Genomic DNA, 18,960 nt, shown 5'->3' with positions numbered 1-18,960 from the left:
AATGCTTTGCAGCACTGAAGCGATCGCGGGAGCGGACTTTGAATGAGGTTGACGAGAAGGAAAGAAACAATGGTGCAATTAGAGGCTCAATCGCTGGAAATGAGGACTCCCCAAGCTACAAAAACAGCCATTTTGGTGATCGGTGGAGCAGAGGATAAGGTTCACGGAAGGGAAATCCTGCACACGTTTTTTGCTCGTGCCGGATCGACAGATGCCCATATTGCTATTATTCCTTCTGCTTCTCGCGAACCGACAATTATTGGCGCACGCTATCTTAGCATTTTTGAAGAAATGGGAGCAAAAAAAGTTGAAGTCTTGGATATCCGAGAACGACAACAGTGCGAGGAGCCAAACGTTCAGGCATGTCTGGCTGCTTGTACGGGAGTCTTTTTGACCGGGGGGGATCAACTACGTCTGTGTGCGGTGTTGGCAGATACCCCAGCGATGGATATTATTCGGATGCGGGTGCAGCGGGGACAGTTGACTTTAGCTGGTACGAGTGCGGGAGCTGCCGTGATGGGGCATCACATGATTGCTGGTGGTGGTAGCGGCGAGTCACCAAATCGAGCGCTGGTAGATATGGCGATTGGTCTGGGAATCATCCCTGATGCAATCGTGGATCAGCACTTTCACAATCGCAACCGGATGGGACGGTTGCTCAGTGCAGTTGCCTGTCATCCAGATCGTCTGGGGCTCGGGATCGATGAAGATACTTGCGCTATGGTCGAGAAAGATGGCACTTTAAGGGTAATGGGCAAAGGTACAGTTACGATTGTCGATCCTGGGGAAATGTCTTACACTAACCATGCCGACATCGGTGCTGCCGAGCCTTTGAGTTTGCATAACTTACGAGTGCATATTTTGAGTTATGGCGATCGCTACCATTTACAAAAGCGGATCGTTTTGGCTCCCGTGCAAAGACTACCTTAGTAGAATTCGGAATTCGGAATTCGGAATTCGGAATTATATTCTTTCATTGGGAAGAATATGAGTTGCATTTTTGATTTTCAGTGAAAATGTGATTTTCGATACAGTTGTCGCTAAGTCTTGAGCGAGACACTAGTTAATTGGTTGCACCCCCCATTTCCCAATCCCATGAGAATTCTGAAAATCCAGACTTTACGCGGTCCCAACTATTGGAGCATTCGCCGACATAAGCTGATCTTGATGCGGCTCGATTTAGAAGAGTTAGCCGAGCAACCAACGAATCAAATCCCAGGCTTCTATGAAGGACTGGTTGAGACTCTGCCGAGTTTAGAATCGCATTTCTGCTCTCCTGGGTGTCGTGGTGGTTTCCTGATGCGGGTGCGGGAAGGCACTATGATGGGGCATGTGGTGGAGCATATCGCTTTAGAGTTACAAGAACTGGCGGGAATGTCAGTCGGCTTTGGACGGACGCGGGAAACCTCAACGCCAGGGGTTTATCAGGTGGTGTTCGACTATGCAGACGAGCAGGCAGGACGCTATGCGGGAAGGGCTGCCGTGCGGATGTGTCAAAGTATTGTGGAGCAAGGAAGATATCCCCAGGCTGAGTTAGAGCAGGATTTGCAGGATCTCAAGGAACTGTATCGGGATGCGGCGCTAGGACCGAGTACGGAAGCGATTATAGAGGAGGCAGCAGCTAAGGGAATTCCCTGGATGAATTTGGGGGCGCGATTTTTGATTCAGTTGGGTTACGGTGCGAATCAAAAGCGGGTGCAAGCTACCATGAGCGATCGCACGGGAATTTTGGGTGTAGAACTTGCCTGCGATAAGGAGAGTACGAAACGGATTTTAGGCAATGCAGGCGTACCCGTTCCCCAAGGGACGACAATTAGCTATTTAGATGAATTAGAAGATGCGATCGCCTCTGTTGGCGGTTATCCAATTGTGATTAAACCCTTGGATGGCAACCACGGGCGGGGCATCACGATAGATATTAGAACCTGGGAAGAAGCTGAAGCCGCCTACGATGCTGCTAAAGAAGTTTCTCGCGCTGTCATTGTCGAGCGCTACTACGTCGGGCGCGATCATCGCGTATTGGTCGTAGACGGTAAGGTGGTTGCTGTTGCCGAGCGCGTCCCCGCTCACGTTGTCGGTGATGGTGAGAGTACGATCGAACAGTTAATTGAAGAAACGAACCAAGACCCGAATCGAGGTGAGGGACATGATAATGTCTTGACCAAAATTCAACTCGATCGCACCAGTTTCCAATTGCTCGAACGCCAAGGGTATACCTTAGATACGGTATTAACAGACGGCGAAGTTTGCTACTTGCGGGCAACGGCAAACTTGAGTACGGGTGGGATCGCTGTAGACCGTACCGATGACATTCACCCAGAAAATGCTTGGTTAGCGCAGCGAGTCGCGAAAATCGTTGGCTTAGATATCACGGGGATCGATATTGTCACCTCCGATATCAGCCGTCCGTTGCGGGAAACTGAAGGCGTAATTGTCGAAGTGAATGCGGCTCCAGGCTTTAGGATGCACGTTGCTCCCAGTCGCGGCATTCCGCGTAACGTTGCTGGGGCAGTATTAGATATGCTATTTCCCCCAGGTACGCCCAGCCGAATTCCAATTATTGCCTTGACGGGGACGAACGGTAAGACAACCACTACACGCCTGACGGCACACCTGATTAAACAGAGTGGTAAGGTTGTCGGCTACACCACAACTGATGGCACGTATATCGGCGATTATTTGGTAGAGCCAGGTGATAATACTGGTCCCCAAAGCGCTCAGTTGATATTGCAAGACCCCACGGTGGAAGTTGCCGTACTAGAGTCAGCGCGGGGAGGAATTTTGCGATCGGGACTGGCTTTTGATGCTAGCGATATTGGGGTGGTGTTGAATGTGGCTGCCGATCATTTAGGAATTGGCGACATTGACACGCTCGAACAAATGGCGCACCTCAAAAGTGTAGTAGCGGAAGCCGTGCAACCAAATGGTTATGCCGTCCTCAACGCCGACGACCCTCTTACAGCACAAATGCGCGATCGCGTCAAGTCTAAGCTGGCTTGGTTTTCCATGTCCCCAGACAATCCTTTGATTCAAGAGCATACCCAGCAGGGTGGCTTGGCAGCAGTGTATGAAAACGGCTACCTCTCAATTTTGCAAGGAGATTGGACGCTGCGGATCGAACAGGCAGCGAACGTACCGTTAACTATGGGCGGACGCGCACCGTTTATGATTGCCAACGCTTTAGCTGCTAGTTTGGCAGCTTATGCCTATGGCGTGCAGATCGAACAGATCCGTGCTGGATTGGCTACGTTCCGCGCTTCCAGCAGTCAGACTCCTGGGCGGATGAATTTATTCAACCTGGGTGAATATCATGCTTTGGTAGACTACGCTCACAATCCCCACAGCTACGAGGCGTTAGGGGGATTTGTGCGTAACTGGACGGCAGGAGAAAGAATTGGTGTTATTGGGGGTCCGGGCGATCGCCGTGACGAAGATTTTATTATGTTGGGTAGGCTTTCAGCAGAAATTTTCGATCGCATCATTATTAAAGAAGACGACGATAACAGAGGTCGCCCCAGGGGAGACGCAGCTGAATTAATTTCCAAGGGAATTATGCAGGTCAAGTCCGATTGTCGTTACGAGATCGTCTTAGATGAGACGACAGCGATCGACACGGGTTTAGACACTGCTTCTAATGGTAGTTTGGTGGTGATCCTGCCAGAAAGCGTCAGCCGTGCCATTAGTTTAATTCAAGCCCGCAACCCCTTGAGCGATAATTCTCTCCAGCCTCCCAGCGTGGCGGCGCAAGATTCACCAACTGGGATCGTGTCGTCGGTGAATCAAATTTAGGTAATTGGTAATTGGGTGGTGCATGGTGCGAACGATGCGGGTGTAGTGAGTGGAGAGTCATCACTCCTACCTCCTGTCTTCTGTCTCCCATTCTCTCAGTTTTGACATTTGACTTTTAACTTTTGACTTTATTCAACTACGCAATCAGCTTCAATTTCCACTAACCAATCTTCCTTTATCAATTTTGATACCTCTACAAAGGTACAAGCAGGACAAATATTTTTAAAAAATTCTCCATGTGCTTTTGCAGCCTCTTCCCATAGAGAAATGTCTGTCAGCATGACCCTTGTGCGAATCACGTTGCCTAAGCTACCTCCAGCCTCCTCGATCGCATTTTGAATGATTTCCAAGCAACATTTTGTCTGACTGTACATGTCACCTGGAAAAGCTGTAGAACCATTGGACGAAATCGGTGCTGTTCCTGCTACTGAGATGAAGTGTCCGATCCGCGATGCTCTCGAAAAACCAATAGACTTTTCATAAGGAGAACCAGAGGATACATTCTTTCTCACCATAGAGAACCTCAAGATATGTCTACAAGTAGCGTAAACTGCTTTTTATTAGACTGCTTTCTTCCTATTCTCTTTCTTCCGATTCAGGGCGATCTTCCTGGGGATTTTTCAGTTCTTCTTTGAAGCCGCGTAGTGTTTTACCGAGGGAACTACCAAGTTCGGGAATTTTCTTGGGACCAAAAATCAAAATTGCAATGATGAAGATGATTCCGACTTCCGCCCATCCTAGACCAAACATAAAATTCTCCTGTCAACCTTCTCTCTTATTAATCATAGATGGGGTGTGTGAGAAGAATTCGGAATTCGGAATTCGGAATTCGGAATTAATGCGTGAATAGGTGAATGTATGAATTGCTCCTCAGCTCCCATTCTTCAAGAAGGGCTATTCTTCGAGAAGCCACCCTTCGGGTGTCTACGCCCTACAGTTCCCTTAGCTCCTCTGCTTTCTTCCCGACTCCCGATACCCGATCTCTACTGTTTTGTAATTGGTATTCCCAGCCAGGTACTGAGTTCTTGGGCTAGCCAGTGAATTTCAGAGGGAGAGATTGAACCGTCGTTACCCAGTTCGTATTTTTTGGTTCCCGCCCAAATTGTCAAGCGGGAGACATTGCCAAAAGAGGCGATCGCCAGTTTTTCGATCTCTTGTCTCGGCAGTTGATGGCGCGGCTGTTTAAATCGAAAGCCGACCATTTCGTAACTGCGGGTTATTTGTTGGGGATCTATAGTAATTCGGACTTTCCCAAATAAAGCTGATAATATCCGCCAGACCATGCTTGCACCCGCACCCAAAAAAGGAAGTGAAAATAAGGCAAAGAAAAGATTCATTCCCATCGGTGCTGTGATGAGAGCCGAGGCTAGCCAAAATACTAAAAATGAATTCCAGGCGATCGCAAATAAGCTTAAAGAGACAATTTCAGGACTAAAACCTTTGCTAGGAAGCAAAATTTCTACACAATTGGCATCATGATGTAATTTAATTTTACTCCCAAACGGTTGCGAAATTGTCGGTACGATATTTACAGGTTGTTCTAACGCTGCCAACGCTTCCCGAGCCGAACTCAAACGCCGATCTAAGTTTGGTTCTGTCATCCACTTCAACCAGCGGGTAAATTCAGGACTCAAATTTGCCACCGATTCAAATTGAATTTTGCCGTCTTTGTGCGGCAGATCGGCAGGATGAATCCCCGTAACCAAGTAAATTAAAGTTGTTCCTAAGCTATATAAATCGGAGGCGGGAACGGCGCGATCGCCAAATTGTTCGGGAGGCATATAACCGTATGTCCCCACGACTGTCATCGTTCCGCCTTCTTTGGAAGCTAGAGTTTGGACGGAACCGAAATCGACTAAATATATTTGCTCGATGCGATCCCCAAGCAAAATGTTACTGGGTTTCAGATCGCGGTGAATGACTGGTGGTTTTTGTCCGTGGAGGTAAATCAAAATTTCTAGTACTGACTTAGCTAATTGTTTGACTTCCGCCTCGCTAAAAGTTCGTCCAGCTTTGAGTTCTGTTTCTAAAGACTTTCCTTCTACGTAAGACTGTACCAGAGCAAACCCTTTACTGTAGGGTGTATCGAATTCAAAAAAATCTAAATATTTGGGAATAGCAGGATGAGATAAAGCTTTTAGAGTTTCTGCTTCCCGTTCAAATAACTTCAACGCTTCCCACTCAAAATCTATTCCGAAGGAGAGGAGTTTAATTACAACTAATGCTTTTGTTTCCAAATCCCGCCCTAACAGCGTTTTGCGTCCAGCTTTTTTTGCCAATTGCTGCTGAATTTCATAGCGCGAAGTGAGGCGATCGCTATAGTTCATATTTTGCAACTCATAAATCGTAGGGTGCGGTACATGTATCGTACCCTACAAAAATCTTAGCAATTTCCTACTCTTACCCTTACCCCTTACCCCTTATTCATCCAATAAAAAGGTAATGCGACAAATTCGCCAATCTGCCAAAATTTCAGCACCGATCTGCCGATAAAATGCGATCGCGGGTTCGTTCCAATCTAATACGCTCCATTCCAATCTCCCGCAATCTCTTTCCATTGCTAACTGCACCAAATACTTAAATATTGCCTTACCGATCCCCTGGCGACGATATTCTGGTAAGACAAATAAATCTTCTAAATAAATTCCTGGCTTGGTGAGAAATGTAGAATAGTTGTAGAAATACAGCGCAAAACCTACAGCTCTCCCGTCATATTCAGCTACAATCGCTTCTACATAGGGACGAGAACCAAATAAATGCTCTTGCAACCCCTCAACACTACCAGTTACCGCATCGGTTAACTTTTCATACTCTGCTAGTGCTTGAATTAATTCAAAGATAGCAGCTGTATCTTCTGGCTGAGCTGGACGCAAATTAAATTCAGACTTCATAAGTGAATTCTAGATTTCAGATTCAATCTAAAATCTAAAATCCAAAATCCAAAATTACAACAACCACCCTTTCAAGCGTTTAGCGATGTGAGGACGGCGCAATTTCCGCATGGCTTTACTTTGAATTTGTCTGACTCTTTCGCGCGAGAGGTTGAACAGACAACCGACTTCCTCTAAGGTACAAGGTTCGCTTGTCGTTAACCCATAACGCAGAGAAATTACGTCTTTTTCCCTGGGAGTAAGGACATCGCCTAAAACATCCCATATTTCCTGTCTCATCATGGTTTCGCTCATCTGTTGTTCGGGAGATTGAGCGTCGTTGTCTTCTAAGAGATCGACTAATTCTGTATCTTCCTCTTTCCCGACTCGATGATTGAGAGATAAAGCTTTGCGCCGTAACTGTTGTAATTGACGTAGCTGTTCTGGTGGAACTTCTAATGCTGCGGCTAATTCAATTTCTGAAGGATTGCGTTGGAGTTTTTGTTTTAACTCTCGTTGATATTTTTTAAGTTTATTTAATTTTTCAACAATGTGAATTGGTAACCGAATTGTTCTAGCGTCATTAGCGATCGCCCGCGTAATTGCTTGACGAATCCACCAATAGGCATAGGTAGAAAACTTATATCCCTTGTCGGGATCGAATTTTTCTGTGGCGCGGTTGAGTCCCATTGCGCCTTCTTGAATCAGATCTAGAAATGGCAAACCACGATTTAAATAGCGTTTGGCGATAGAAACTACTAAGCGTAAATTGGAACGGATCATTTTTCGCTTTGCCACTCGTCCCAAATACAGTTGATGTTCTAATTGCTTGTCTGAAATTCCTAACTCCGCTATCAATTCTTCTCGGTTTGGTTGACGTTTGAGTTGCTTTTGTAGTCCTCTTTGAATTTCTTCAACTTCAACTAAAAACCGAACTCGACGCGCCAATTCTACTTCTTCTTCTGCTTTCAGCAGGGGATAACGCGCCATTTCTTTAAAAAACGCTCCCACTGCGTCGTCAAACTGAGTTTTTTGATACTCCGAAGCTCTTGCTGCTCCAATCCCATCAAAGTCTCGTTCGTCAGCCTCCCACCCTTCTGTCAAGGCGATCGCTGTTTCTTCTATATTGGGTGTTGTTAGCTCGGGTAGCTGCTCTGGTTCCGATTCGACTTCTCGATTCAAAGCGGTAATTACCTCTATTTCGGCAATATCTATATCGCTGTTGAATTCAGGGGTAGGGAAGCGATCGTGTTGGTACGGCTGCTTTCTTTCGTACATAAACACTGGCACAAGGTAGATGGGAGACTACTTAATTTTTAATTAAGTTTCAGGCTTGAAACTTGTCTGGGTAATTATCTTCTGATTAGAAGCTTATTATCAGTTTTTCTCGACTTGAAGACCTTTTAAATTCGTATTTTTTATCACCAAGTTCGCTCGGCAATAAACACTGTAAATTGAGAGCGAGAGTTTTATTAAATTTTCCAACCATGCTTATCGTAGGCTAATTATCGTTTGAAATGCAATGTAAATAGTTAGAGATTTCCTGTTTTTCTATGGCAAACCTATTAAGTTTTTATTAAAATTTGCTCTGTATTTCAGAAAAATGAATATGTTCTCCAAAAGTTATGAGATATACCAAGCCAATTAGATGTTTAGTATTCCTAAATGTAGGCTAGCTCTGTTAATAAAAGTTACCAATTATACACATATAATTAGCTGATTCATTAAATTTTCTTAAAGTATTTGTTCCTAAAAATTAGGATGGCATAGAATTAACGGTTTAAATCTCTATCAATAGGGAGAAAATACTTATTGGAAGTCAAAAGTCGAAAGTCAGAAGTCAAAACTAACTGCTCCCCACTCCCTTCATTGCGAATTCAGAAGGCAAATTGTAATATGGATTACCACAGGTCGCGCCAAGGATAATTGTAGGAGTAGGCTAATTTAGGTATGGTCGGGGTAGATTTAACAGGCAGATCTGTGGTAGCTGAATTACAAGGATACTACCAATCGCAAACGAACCAGCGTTGGCTGGAAGTTTTGGTAGATTGTCCTGGAACGCAGGAAGTCTATACTTATAAGTTGCCAGCTCAATTGACGGTACAACCGGGAGATATCCTCAGCGTGCCGTTTGGGGCAAATCAAGTTGGTGCGATCGCCTTACGATTTGTAGAACATCCTCCCGTCGATCTATCGCCAGACAAAATTCGTGCTGTTGAAGATGTGGTGAGTCGGGGCTTTTTCCCGCCTGCTTATTGGGAACTACTCAATCGAGTGGCAGCATATTACTACACTCCCTTGATTGCAGCGATTCGCGTTGCCTTGCCACCCGGACTATTGGGGCGATCGCAGCGTCGGATTAAACTAATTGGGGAAATTAAGCCTGGTGTTGATGCGTTCTGCACTCCGGCGGCGAAAGAAATTTTGGCACTGCTGCAAGCTCAACCTAATAAAGACTACAGCTTTATTTATCTGCAACGGCAAGTTAGAAATGCCTATCGGGGAGTGCGAGAATTGTTGCGCCTGTCGTTGGTAGAAAGTTATCTAGAACCACCCCGCCTGACACGACCCAAGTTGCAAAAAGCTGTAACGTTGGTAAGTACGGGATTAGAACGAGATATTACGTCTCGACAACAGGAAATTTTAGACGTGTTGCGACGGCAGGGCGGCGATATTTGGTTGAGCGAATTGTTACGACTGTGTAACGCCAGTCCTAGCACCCTCAAAACATTAGAACAAAAGGGTTATGTTGTCATTGAAGAACGGGAAATGCTGCGGCAAGAACAAGGAGTATTGCAAGCAGCAGACGAGCCAAAAACGCTGACAGCAGCTCAGTCACGAGCAGTAGAAACAATTACTCAATTAGCAGGATGCGATCGCGTCTTATTGCATGGAGTGACGGGATCGGGTAAAACTGAAGTTTATTTACAGGCGATCGCGCCCATATTACGTCAAGGCAAATCGGCTTTAGTTTTAGTACCGGAAATCGGTTTAACTCCCCAACTTACAGACAGATTCCGCGCCCGCTTCGGTAGCAAAGTATGCGTTTACCATAGCGCCCTCTCAGATGGAGAAAGATACGATACCTGGCGACAAATGCTCTTAGGAGAACCCCAAGTTGTCATTGGTACTCGTTCTGCTATTTTTGCCCCCTTACCCCGTCTTGGCTTAATTATTTTAGACGAGGAACACGACAGCAGCTTTAAGCAAGACTCCCCCATCCCCACCTACCACGCCCGTACCGTCGCCCAGTGGCGCGCTGAATTAGAAAACTGTCCCTTAGTGTTGGGTTCTGCAACCCCTTCTTTGGAAAGTTGGGTAAGCGTGAAGGAATTCGGAATTCGGAATTCGGAATTCGGAATTAAAGATTTCCAACAGCCAACTTACGACTTAAAATTTCCCTGTACGGGCGCACAGCCGTGCGCCCCTACCGACTTACCAACTACCCATTACCTCTCCTTACCAGAACGCATCCAATCCCGCCCTCTCCCACCTGTAGAAGTGGTGGATATGCGTCAGGAGATTCAGGAGGGCAATCGCTCGATTTTCAGCCGGGCGCTGTTGGAGGCTTTGCAGCAGTTGCAAGCACGGGGACAGCAGGGAATTTTATTTATCCATCGACGGGGACACAGCACGTTTGTTTCGTGTCGCAGTTGCGGTAACGTGCTGGAGTGTCCTGCTTGCGATGTGTCGCTGTCCTACCACCATACGGAAGAAGGTGCGCCGCAGTTGTTGCGGTGTCATTACTGTAATTACAGTCAATCTCATCCTCGTAATTGTCCCGAATGCGGTTCCCCCTATTTGAAATTTTTTGGTAGCGGGACGCAACGGGTGGCGCAGGAAATTACAAAATTGTTTCCCCAGTTGCAGTTTATTCGGTTTGATAGCGATACAACTCGGACTAAGGGGGCGCACCGGACGCTGTTAACTCAGTTTGCCAACAGAGAAGCAGATCTATTAATTGGCACGCAAATGCTAACGAAAGGGTTAGATTTACCCCAAGTTACCTTAATTGGAGTTGTGGCGGCGGATGGGTTGTTACATTTACCCGATTACAGAGCCGCAGAACGAGCATTTCAAACTTTAACTCAAGTTGCGGGAAGGGCGGGACGCGGTGACGATCCTGGGCGGGTAATATTACAAACGTATACCCCCGATCATCCGGTGATTCAAGCCGTACAGCAACATGAATATGAAGGATTTGTGGAAGCGGAGTTGCAACAGCGGGTGGCGTTGAATTATCCGCCTCACGGACGATTGATTTTGTTGCGTTTAAGTAGTGTTGAAGCGAGTGCAGTAGAAAGTACGGCACAGGCGATCGCATCCTATCTCAATAATTACATTACGCCCAGTTGGGAAATTTTGGGTCCTGCCCCAGCGAATATCTTGCGGGTAGCTAATCGTTACCGTTGGCAAATTCTCCTGAAGATTGCGACCGATCTGCAACCAGTGTTACCCGATTGGCAGCAGGTGCGATCGCTTTGTCCTCATAATGTGAGTTTGACCATTGATGTCGATCCGCTCAATTTGATGTGATGTCTCTCATCCAATACCCATTACGATCGCTGCTTGACCAAACTGCATCATGACCAGCGCTAATCTTCATTGTCAACTGAGCGCGATCGCTAAACAGTTCCAGATTTTTGAATGTGTTCCCTGCGCCATTGCTCTGCGCCAATTCCTCATTGAGCAGCGTGTTTTTGGCAAACAGATTAGCCTTTTTACAGGTAGTATAGAAGATCCATTCTGTAACATTTATCACGAACGCCTCCAACAAAACATCTCCGTCAACGGACGACATGAAGCTATCTCTGTTGAAATTGACGGACAAGAGCTGATTTTTGACAACATCCATCCCGAAGGAATTTCCAAAGTAGACTGGATTGATAACCTCTACTGTCCCGCTCAGGACTTAGGTGGCAGCTTCCAAATTACTGAAACTGCATTTTAAGCTGGAGGAACAAATGATTGATTTGTACGATCTCATTCGCAATATCCAGAAACGTCCTGCTATGTATTTGGGACAAGCTTCCGTGTCCAATCTCCGCACTTTTCTGGCAGGCTACTGCTTTGCTCGTCGCCAACTAGGAATTCCTCAAACTTCACAAGAACAGCGATTTGCAGAATTTCCAATTTGGATTCAGCAAAAATTTAATCTAACTTCCAATCAAACCTGGGATCGGATTGTAATGTTTTTCTCTCAGGACGATCGTGCTGCCCTAGAACAGTTTTTCCAGCTGTTTGATGAATTTGTTCACGAGCATCCTATTGAACTTCAAGCAGATACAAAAACCAATCCGATCGCGGTTGCAAGGACTCAAGAATAATAACAACTGAAATAGAAACAGGTGCGATCGCTTTGTCCTAATAATGTGAGTTTGACTATCGATGTCGATCCGCTCAATTTGATGTGATTTGTCTAACTCAAGGATCGAACTATGAGCTAGCTCAGAGATGCTAGCGAGCAGGTTTGTCAAACTAAAAGTACGACCGAGATGAAGGTTGCGAGTGCGAATGTGGGTTGAACTGAGTTCGACTTGCACGATTCGATTTGCGATCGACATTCTTTATATCTTTATTTGGAGGTGCGGCAATGACTGATTCTATATCGGTGAATGGCGATCGCGCCGCAACTGGAGGGCGATCGCTCAGCCTACCTGCCTGGTTAGTACTCATCTGCATCATTGCCTTTACGACTTTGCTAGCTGCCGGAGCAGCAATTTGGAAAAATGCCCCACCCGTTCCCGATGTGGTGCAATCCCCGCAGCAAGAAATTATCCTGACACGAGCCGAGATCCAAGCGGGACAAGAAATCTATCTAGCTCGCGGTGGGCAACACATTGGCAGTATTTGGGGACATGGCAGCTATCTCGCGCCCGATTGGACGGCTGACGTGCTGCACCGATGGGGATTAAGCACTGCTGGCGTTCTCTATAACAGTCAGCCAGATTTTTCTCAAGCAGACTTGGATGCTTTACCCGCTCCCGAAAGAGCCAGCCTAGAAGCAAGGGTAAGCCAGCAGTTCAAAACCAACCGCTACGATCCCCAAACCCACACGCTACTCCTGACAAATGCTCAAACTCAAGGCTTAAAACAAGTTTTTCAAGATTATCAGCCACTTTTAGCGCATGGTTCTGCCATTCACTCTATTCCTGATGGCTGGTTCAAAGACGATACCCAAATTCGCAATGTCACTGGCTTCTTTGCCTGGACTGCTTGGGCAGCATCTGCCAATCGTCCCAATGCTCCTTTCTCATATACGGCGAATTGGCCCGCCGATCGCCTAATTGGTAATCAAGCTCCAGGACAGTTTATCACCTGGTCGATCCTATCTGTGGTGGTTCTGATTGCGGGTATTGGCGTGTTTCTATTTATCTACCTGACGCAAGAAGAAACAGATGAAGTCCAGCCCGTTCCGGCTCGTCCAGCCGTCCGCATTCCTACGCCCAGCCAGAAAGTAACCTCGCTATTTTTTGGCGTGGCGATGACATTGTTTCTGGTGCAAATTTTAATGGGGATGTTTACCGCGCACTATGCCGTGGAAGGTGAAGGATTTTACGGTATTCCCCTGATGCAATTCCTTCCCTATGCTGCCTCGCGCACCTGGCATCTGCAACTCGCTCTGTTTTGGATTGCTACCTGTTGGTTAGCGGCTGGATTGTATTTTGCGCCTCGGTTCGGTCAACACGAACCCAAGCATCAAGCCTTGGGCAATACCGTTCTGCTGGGAGCGTTGGCGATCGTAGTGGTCGGCTCGATCGTTGGCACTTGGCAAGCCGTGACAGGGGTGCTGGACGTAAAAGATAGCTTCCTTTGGGGACATCAGGGCTACGAGTACATTGAATTAGGGCGAGTTTGGCAACTGCTGTTGATTGGCAGCATGGTCTTTTGGTTGTGGCTGCTGTACCGTGCCTTCAAGCCTGCCCTGAAACAGGAAAAAACTCCGACGGGGTTAAGTCACTTTTTCCTCTACAGTGCAATTACGATTCCTCTGTTTTATTCAGTAGGGTTAGCCTACACCAACCACACATCCCTGAGCATTGCAGAGTATTGGCGCTGGTGGGTGATTCACTTATGGGTGGAAGGTTTCTTCGAGGTGTTTGCGACAGTGGTAATTGCCTATTTGTGTAGCGAACTGGGATTCCTCAAGAAATCCTCGGCATTACGCGCCACCTATCTCACCACGATTCTCTATTTAGGCAGTGGGGTAATCGGTACATTGCACCACCTATACTTCTCCGGTACGCCGACATTTATTGCCGCGATGGGAGCGGTATTTTCGGCGCTGGAAGTCGTACCCCTGACACTGATTGGCTTTGAAGTCTTAAAAACTCTGAGACTATCTCAGGAAGCAGAAGGGTTTTACCGTTGGCCCCTGCGCTTTTTCATTGCCACCTGTTTCTGGAATTTAATCGGTGCGGGAGTGTTTGGCTTTTTAATTAACCCTCCGATTGTCTTGTATTACTCTCAAGGACTGAACACGACTCCAATTCACGCCCATTCTGCTTTGTTTGGCGTGTATGGTTGTCTAGCTCTAGCGCTGATGTTGTTTGCCTTGCGGGAATTTGTGCCAGAACAGGCTTGGAACGAGCGGCTCTTGCGTTTTAGCTTCTGGACGATTAATGGCGGTTTAGTTGGAATGCTAGTTTTAGGACTAATTCCCAATGGCTTCTACCAATTGGCGCAGTCGATCGAACACGGCACTTGGTATGCTCGTAGTGCTGAGGTGATTAGTAGCCCGTGGATGCGATGGACTGTATGGTTGCGGATTCCAGGTGATATTATTTTTGCGATCGGTGCGTTGACAATGTTTGTGTTTACGATGAGAGCGATCGTTGCTGTCTTTCGCTTTCCGGTCAAAACGACACAATCGGAGTTACCAAACAGGGCAATTGAGGTATTGCGCTAAGACATCACTGAGAATGACAGGGGTAAAACGACTGTGAAAGTCGTTCCCTGCCCCAGTTCGCTGTTGACATAAATCTTGCCTGAGTGCTGAGTTGTAATTGTCTTGGCGATAGCTAAACCCAAGCCATAGCCGCTTGAATGATAGGAGCGAGCCTCATCTGCCTGCCAAAAGGGATCGAAAATTCGATCCCTATCTTCTGTCGCAATGCCAATTCCAGTATCTCGAACGTCAACTTGAATCTGCGTGCCTTGAGTCCGCGCTGTTACCCAAATTCGCCCGCCCTTTGGGGTGTATTGAATTGCATTGCCAATTAAGTTAGAGAATAGTCGATTGATATGAGCGATGTCTCCCAATACATATAGCCCTGAAGTTAAATCTGATGTTAGGAGAATTTCTTTTGCTTGAGCTTGGGGTTCAAAGGACTCTACTAAACTTTTTAATGTTGGCTCCAGATCTAAAGGGGCTTTTGCTGAGTGGGGTATCTGTTGAGTTTGGTCGGAGCGGGCGAGAAAGAGCAAATCCTCAATCAGGTTTGTCATTTGGTCGGCAGCCCAGGCGATCGCTGCTATTCTTTTTTTATCCGCAGCATGAATTCGCTCTGGATGATTTAAAATCAAACCGATATTACTTTTAATCACTGTCAAAGGGCTTCTTAGTTCGTGAGAAGCGTTGGCAGTAAACCATTTGACTCGCATCAGACTTTGTTCGATCGGTTGCACTGTTTGGCGCGTCAGCCAATATCCACCCAATCCACCAAATCCCAGTTCTGTAAGCAGACCGAGACTCAACCGCCAGCGCCACTTTTCCAGCAACTCATCCACTGTTCTGAGAGATTTACTGACTCGAACATAGCCCTGCAATTGTCCTGCTCTTTGAATGTCAGGACTACGAACGGCGATCGTTAACTGGCGTAACTGCCCAATTTGCTGCACCGAGTCAGACACTTGGGGGGGCAGCGACGATCTACGCCTTCCCTGTGTTGCCAAGGGTTTACCATTAGCATCGAACCATTCCAATGTCACGCCGCGAATTTCTAAATCATCCCAAATATCATCATTCAAATCGATCTGAGGATGCTTCTGCTTGCCTAGACTCAAGGCTGCAATTCTTGCCATAGCCGTCAGTTGCTGGTCTAAATCCCAGTAGAGACTGCGAGCAAATAACCAATAGGTCACTCCCGCAAACGCACCTAATAGCACTGCCATAATTGCCAAATACGTGCCAAACAAGCGGTATCTGAGAGCTTTTGAATTCACGATCGCTCCTTGAGGCGATAACCCAAGCCGTGGACTGTTTGGATTGCGTCTTTCGGGACTCCTACGTTTGTCAGCTTGTGGCGCAGGCGCTTAATGTGCGCCCTCACAACTTCTTCATTCGGCGAATCTTCTAATGCCCAGAGGCGATCCAAAAGCTCAGCTTGGCTAAAGATCCGCTGGCGATTGCGCAAAAACAACTCCAGCATTTGATATTCTTTGGAAGTGACATTAACTGCTTGGGAGCCATAGGTGACAGCTAAGGTGCTGGGGTCTAACTTTAACTCTCCCCAACTGAGAATCGGTTGTCGCCCCGGACTATCTCGACGTAACAAGGCGCGGATGCGAGCCGCTAATTCGTTGACATCAAAAGGTTTAATGACGTAATCATCAGCCCCACTATCTAAACCGACAATCTTATCAGCTGAGGAGTCCCGTGCTGTCAGCATCAGAATTGGTTTTCCATAACCAGAACTACGCAGCCGCTTGCAGAGACTAATGCCATCGAGCTTAGGTAACATCAGATCTAGCAAAATCAAGTCGTAGTCGAAAGCCTCCGCCTGTTGCCAACCAGCTTCTCCATCAAGGGCAATATCTACGACATAATGCTGGTCTTGCAGCACGTCTGCTAATGTCTCCGCAATGAGTTCGTTATCCTCGACTACTAAAATACGCATCGTTTCGATCTCGATCGCATTTAAGTTTCACAAATTAGTCACATTCGTTGTCTATGCTTAGGTTATAGCTGAATCTTAGAACTTGGCTAACGAATAATAAAAATTATTTCGGCTTGGAGTTACGTAATGCTGAGCGAAATTACTTTAAATCCCACCTTATCCGAGCAAACATCTGAATGCCACATCGGTGAATGTCTCATCGAGCGCACTGAAATCGATTGCTATCCCTACGCGACTCGGGGAGTTTTGTTTGGAATTCTACTCGGAAGTTCCTTTTGGGGGGCGATCGCTGGTGTCTTCATGCTACTACTGTAAAATATCTTAAACTTGACTAACTCGCTGGCGATCGCGGGAACTCAAAAGCGAGAACAGCTACTTTTATGTTGTTACCAGTCAAAAATTACCGATTTCAGATACCGATCTCCCGATCTTCAGGGTTTGCTGTCTTTCATACTTTCAAAAAGAGATTTTAATGTATTAATTTAAGATGGGCATTGCCCACCCTACTAATAACTAGATAGACATTACCTCGCTGGTCACTGGTCACTGATAACTGATAACTGATAACTGGTCACTGGTCACTGGTCACTGATATATGTTGCTGACGTTGGTGAATTCTTTCTGGCGTACCTGTGGGGATAGAAGCGATTAATCTGCGCGTGTATTCTTGTTGCGGTTGGGAATAAATTGTTTCTGCACTTCCCTGTTCGACAAGTTGTCCTTGATTCATCACCAAAATGCGATCGCTCATGAATTTTACCACACTCAAATCGTGAGAGATAAATATATAAGTTAGTTTTAATTCTTGTTGTAATTCTTTTAAAAGATTGAGTACCTGTGCTTGTACCGACACATCTAATGAGGAAACAGATTCATCGCAGATAATAAATTTAACTTCAGGATAAAGAGCTAGCGCTCTAGCAATACAAATTCGCTGCCTTTGTCCGCCAGAAAATTCATGAGGATAGCGGTTCATCAATTTAGGTTCTATCCCAACTTTAGCTAAAAATTCTGCGGCTCTTTCTCGTCGCTGTCTCGTTGTTTTACTCGTGCCATGAATCCACATTGGTTCCATCACTGCATCGCCAATCTTCATCCGAGGATCGAGAGAACTGTATGGATTTTGAAACACGATTTGCATTTCTCGGCGGAGTCGCTGTAACTGTTCGCCTTTAAGTGTGGTGACATCTTTCCCCGCAAAAAAGATTTTCCCACCCATCGGTTGAATCAGCCGTAAAATCGTTCTCCCCAAAGTTGTTTTACCACAACCAGATTCACCGACTAATCCTAAAGTTTCTCCTGGATACACTTGAAACTCAACGTTATTGACTGCCATGAAATAGCGCTTCGCTCGACCGAAACCCCCACGCATGGGAAAGCCAACTTGAAGATTTTTGACTTCTAATAGAGGTGGCTGTTGTTGTAATTGCTCTACCCGTTGGTGAGTGGCTTCTGAAGTAATTAAGGCGGGATAATGCGGTTGTTTTGACTCAATTTCCAATTCCCCCGTAGGGGTTTCCCTCACAGTCATGAAGTCGGCAACTGTCAGGAGTTTTTGCGGTCGGGAATCTAGCGCCGGACGACAGGCTAATAAGCCTTTCGTGTAAGGGTGTTGGGGTTGGGAGAAAATCTGCTCTACCGCACCGTACTCGACAATTTTGCCTTTGTACATCACCGCGATCGCATCGGCAATTTCTGCCACCAATCCCAAGTCGTGGGTAATAAACATCATCGACATCTGACGGCGATCGCGCAATTCCCGCAACAAGTCCATAATCGTCGCTTGTACGGTCACGTCTAGGGCTGTGGTAGGCTCGTCAGCAATCAAAATGGCGGGATTGCAGGAAATTGCCATTGCAATTGTCACCCGCTGTAATTGCCCTCCTGATAGCTCGTGGGGATAGCGATCGAGTATGGCGAGTTTTTGTTGGTTGACCCAGGTTTGAATTTCCCTTGACGATGCATTTGGTTGCTTGGCGGTGGCGAAATATTTCTGTTGTAACTCTTCGTCACTGGGTAAAAGTTTGACTTCCTGTAACCGTGCCGTGGCTTGACGACGGGCTTCAGCTTGAGATACGTTTTGATGCAAGCGAATGGCTTCAGTTAATTGAAACCCAATTGTAAAGACTGGGTTGAGGGCGCTCATCGGCTCTTGAAACACCATTGCCAAGCGATCGCCCCGATATTTCTGCATCTGGGCAGGAGATAGTTGCAATAAATCTACTGCCTGCCCGTCTGCTGCCCAAAATTTGATTTGTCCCCCCGTCACCTTCCCAGGAGTCGGAATCAGTCCCATCATCGCCAAGGACGTGACTGATTTTCCCGAACCCGATTCCCCTACAATTCCCAGGGTTTGCCCCCGCTTCAGTTCAAACGAAATGCCGTTAACAGCTTTAATGAGTCTATTGTCATCTGTAGCAAACTCTACGTGTAAATCGCGAACTGTGAGGACATCACTCATA

Annotated in this window: 15 protein-coding genes; 7 read left to right on the top strand and 8 right to left on the bottom strand. The window is 46.5% G+C overall.

Features of this window, described 5'->3' with window-relative positions; all coding sequences use genetic code 11:
- The first annotated feature begins 69 nt into the window (after positions 1-69).
- A complete protein-coding gene (locus C7Y66_RS10710; protein WP_106545563.1) occupies positions 70-930 on the top strand; it encodes a cyanophycinase in 861 nt (286 codons plus the stop codon).
- A gap of 165 nt (positions 931-1,095) precedes the next feature.
- The gene (gene cphA / locus C7Y66_RS10705; RefSeq protein WP_106545562.1) at positions 1,096-3,789 is read left to right on the top strand and encodes a cyanophycin synthetase; all 2,694 of its coding nucleotides are present in this window, start codon (positions 1,096-1,098) and stop codon (positions 3,787-3,789) included.
- Positions 3,790-3,917: 128 nt separating this feature from the next.
- Here the strand turns inward: cphA and C7Y66_RS10700 are convergent, their stop codons facing one another.
- The 5 genes from C7Y66_RS10700 to C7Y66_RS10680 all read right to left on the bottom strand — a co-directional run bounded on the left by C7Y66_RS10700 (position 3,918) and on the right by C7Y66_RS10680 (position 7,937).
- Complete coding sequence (locus C7Y66_RS10700; RefSeq protein ID WP_106545561.1) at positions 3,918-4,304, bottom strand: RidA family protein; 387 nt, start codon at positions 4,302-4,304, stop codon at positions 3,918-3,920.
- Between the two features lie 61 nt (positions 4,305-4,365).
- Positions 4,366-4,539: a twin-arginine translocase TatA/TatE family subunit gene (gene tatA / locus C7Y66_RS10695; RefSeq protein ID WP_106545560.1), complete on the bottom strand. Its 174-nt coding sequence runs from the start codon at positions 4,537-4,539 to the stop codon at positions 4,366-4,368.
- A gap of 233 nt (positions 4,540-4,772) precedes the next feature.
- Positions 4,773-6,116: a serine/threonine-protein kinase gene (locus C7Y66_RS10690; protein ID WP_106545559.1), complete on the bottom strand. Its 1,344-nt coding sequence runs from the start codon at positions 6,114-6,116 to the stop codon at positions 4,773-4,775.
- A gap of 93 nt (positions 6,117-6,209) precedes the next feature.
- A complete protein-coding gene (locus C7Y66_RS10685) occupies positions 6,210-6,680 on the bottom strand; it encodes a GNAT family N-acetyltransferase (protein WP_106545558.1) in 471 nt (156 codons plus the stop codon).
- A gap of 54 nt (positions 6,681-6,734) precedes the next feature.
- Entirely contained in the window at positions 6,735-7,937 is a 1,203-nt protein-coding gene (locus tag C7Y66_RS10680; RefSeq protein WP_199197359.1) for an RpoD/SigA family RNA polymerase sigma factor, read from the bottom strand.
- A gap of 672 nt (positions 7,938-8,609) precedes the next feature.
- On the opposite strand from C7Y66_RS10680, the gene priA reads away from it, so the two are divergent.
- From priA to C7Y66_RS10660, 4 genes are all read left to right on the top strand, one after another.
- Entirely contained in the window at positions 8,610-11,195 is a 2,586-nt protein-coding gene (priA, locus tag C7Y66_RS10675) for a primosomal protein N' (RefSeq protein ID WP_106545557.1), read from the top strand.
- 49 nt (positions 11,196-11,244) lie between these two features.
- Positions 11,245-11,610, top strand: a complete 366-nt coding sequence (locus C7Y66_RS10670; RefSeq protein ID WP_015155368.1) for a papain fold toxin domain-containing protein — start codon at positions 11,245-11,247, stop codon at positions 11,608-11,610.
- 13 nt (positions 11,611-11,623) lie between these two features.
- Positions 11,624-11,986 carry a hypothetical protein gene (locus C7Y66_RS10665; protein WP_106545556.1) on the top strand — a complete coding sequence of 121 codons (363 nt, stop codon included), beginning with the start codon at positions 11,624-11,626 and terminating at the stop codon, positions 11,984-11,986.
- A gap of 266 nt (positions 11,987-12,252) precedes the next feature.
- Positions 12,253-14,568: a nitric-oxide reductase large subunit gene (locus C7Y66_RS10660; RefSeq protein WP_106545555.1), complete on the top strand. Its 2,316-nt coding sequence runs from the start codon at positions 12,253-12,255 to the stop codon at positions 14,566-14,568.
- Here C7Y66_RS10660 and C7Y66_RS10655 read toward each other — a convergent pair.
- The gene (locus C7Y66_RS10655; protein ID WP_146149770.1) at positions 14,565-15,824 is read right to left on the bottom strand and encodes a cell wall metabolism sensor histidine kinase WalK; all 1,260 of its coding nucleotides are present in this window, start codon (positions 15,822-15,824) and stop codon (positions 14,565-14,567) included. The genes C7Y66_RS10660 and C7Y66_RS10655 overlap by 4 nt on opposite strands.
- On the bottom strand, positions 15,821-16,498 hold the full coding sequence (locus C7Y66_RS10650; protein ID WP_015155372.1) for a response regulator transcription factor: 678 nt from the start codon (positions 16,496-16,498) through the stop codon (positions 15,821-15,823). Before C7Y66_RS10650 ends, C7Y66_RS10655 begins: the two co-directional genes overlap by 4 nt.
- Before the next feature lie 126 nt (positions 16,499-16,624).
- Between C7Y66_RS10650 and C7Y66_RS10645 the strand changes: the two genes are divergently transcribed.
- A complete protein-coding gene (locus C7Y66_RS10645) occupies positions 16,625-16,813 on the top strand; it encodes a hypothetical protein (protein WP_106545553.1) in 189 nt (62 codons plus the stop codon).
- A gap of 256 nt (positions 16,814-17,069) precedes the next feature.
- On the opposite strand, the gene C7Y66_RS33255 is transcribed toward C7Y66_RS10645, so the two are convergent.
- Positions 17,070-18,959 carry an ABC transporter ATP-binding protein gene (locus tag C7Y66_RS33255; protein ID WP_106545552.1) on the bottom strand — a complete coding sequence of 630 codons (1,890 nt, stop codon included), beginning with the start codon at positions 18,957-18,959 and terminating at the stop codon, positions 17,070-17,072.
- Position 18,960: the final 1 nt, after the last annotated feature.

It is taken from the genome of Chroococcidiopsis sp. CCALA 051 (assembly GCF_003015105.1).
Lineage (GTDB): Bacteria > Cyanobacteriota > Cyanobacteriia > Cyanobacteriales > Chroococcidiopsidaceae > Chroococcidiopsis > Chroococcidiopsis thermalis.
This window is presented reverse-complemented; position numbering and strand designations above follow the sequence as displayed.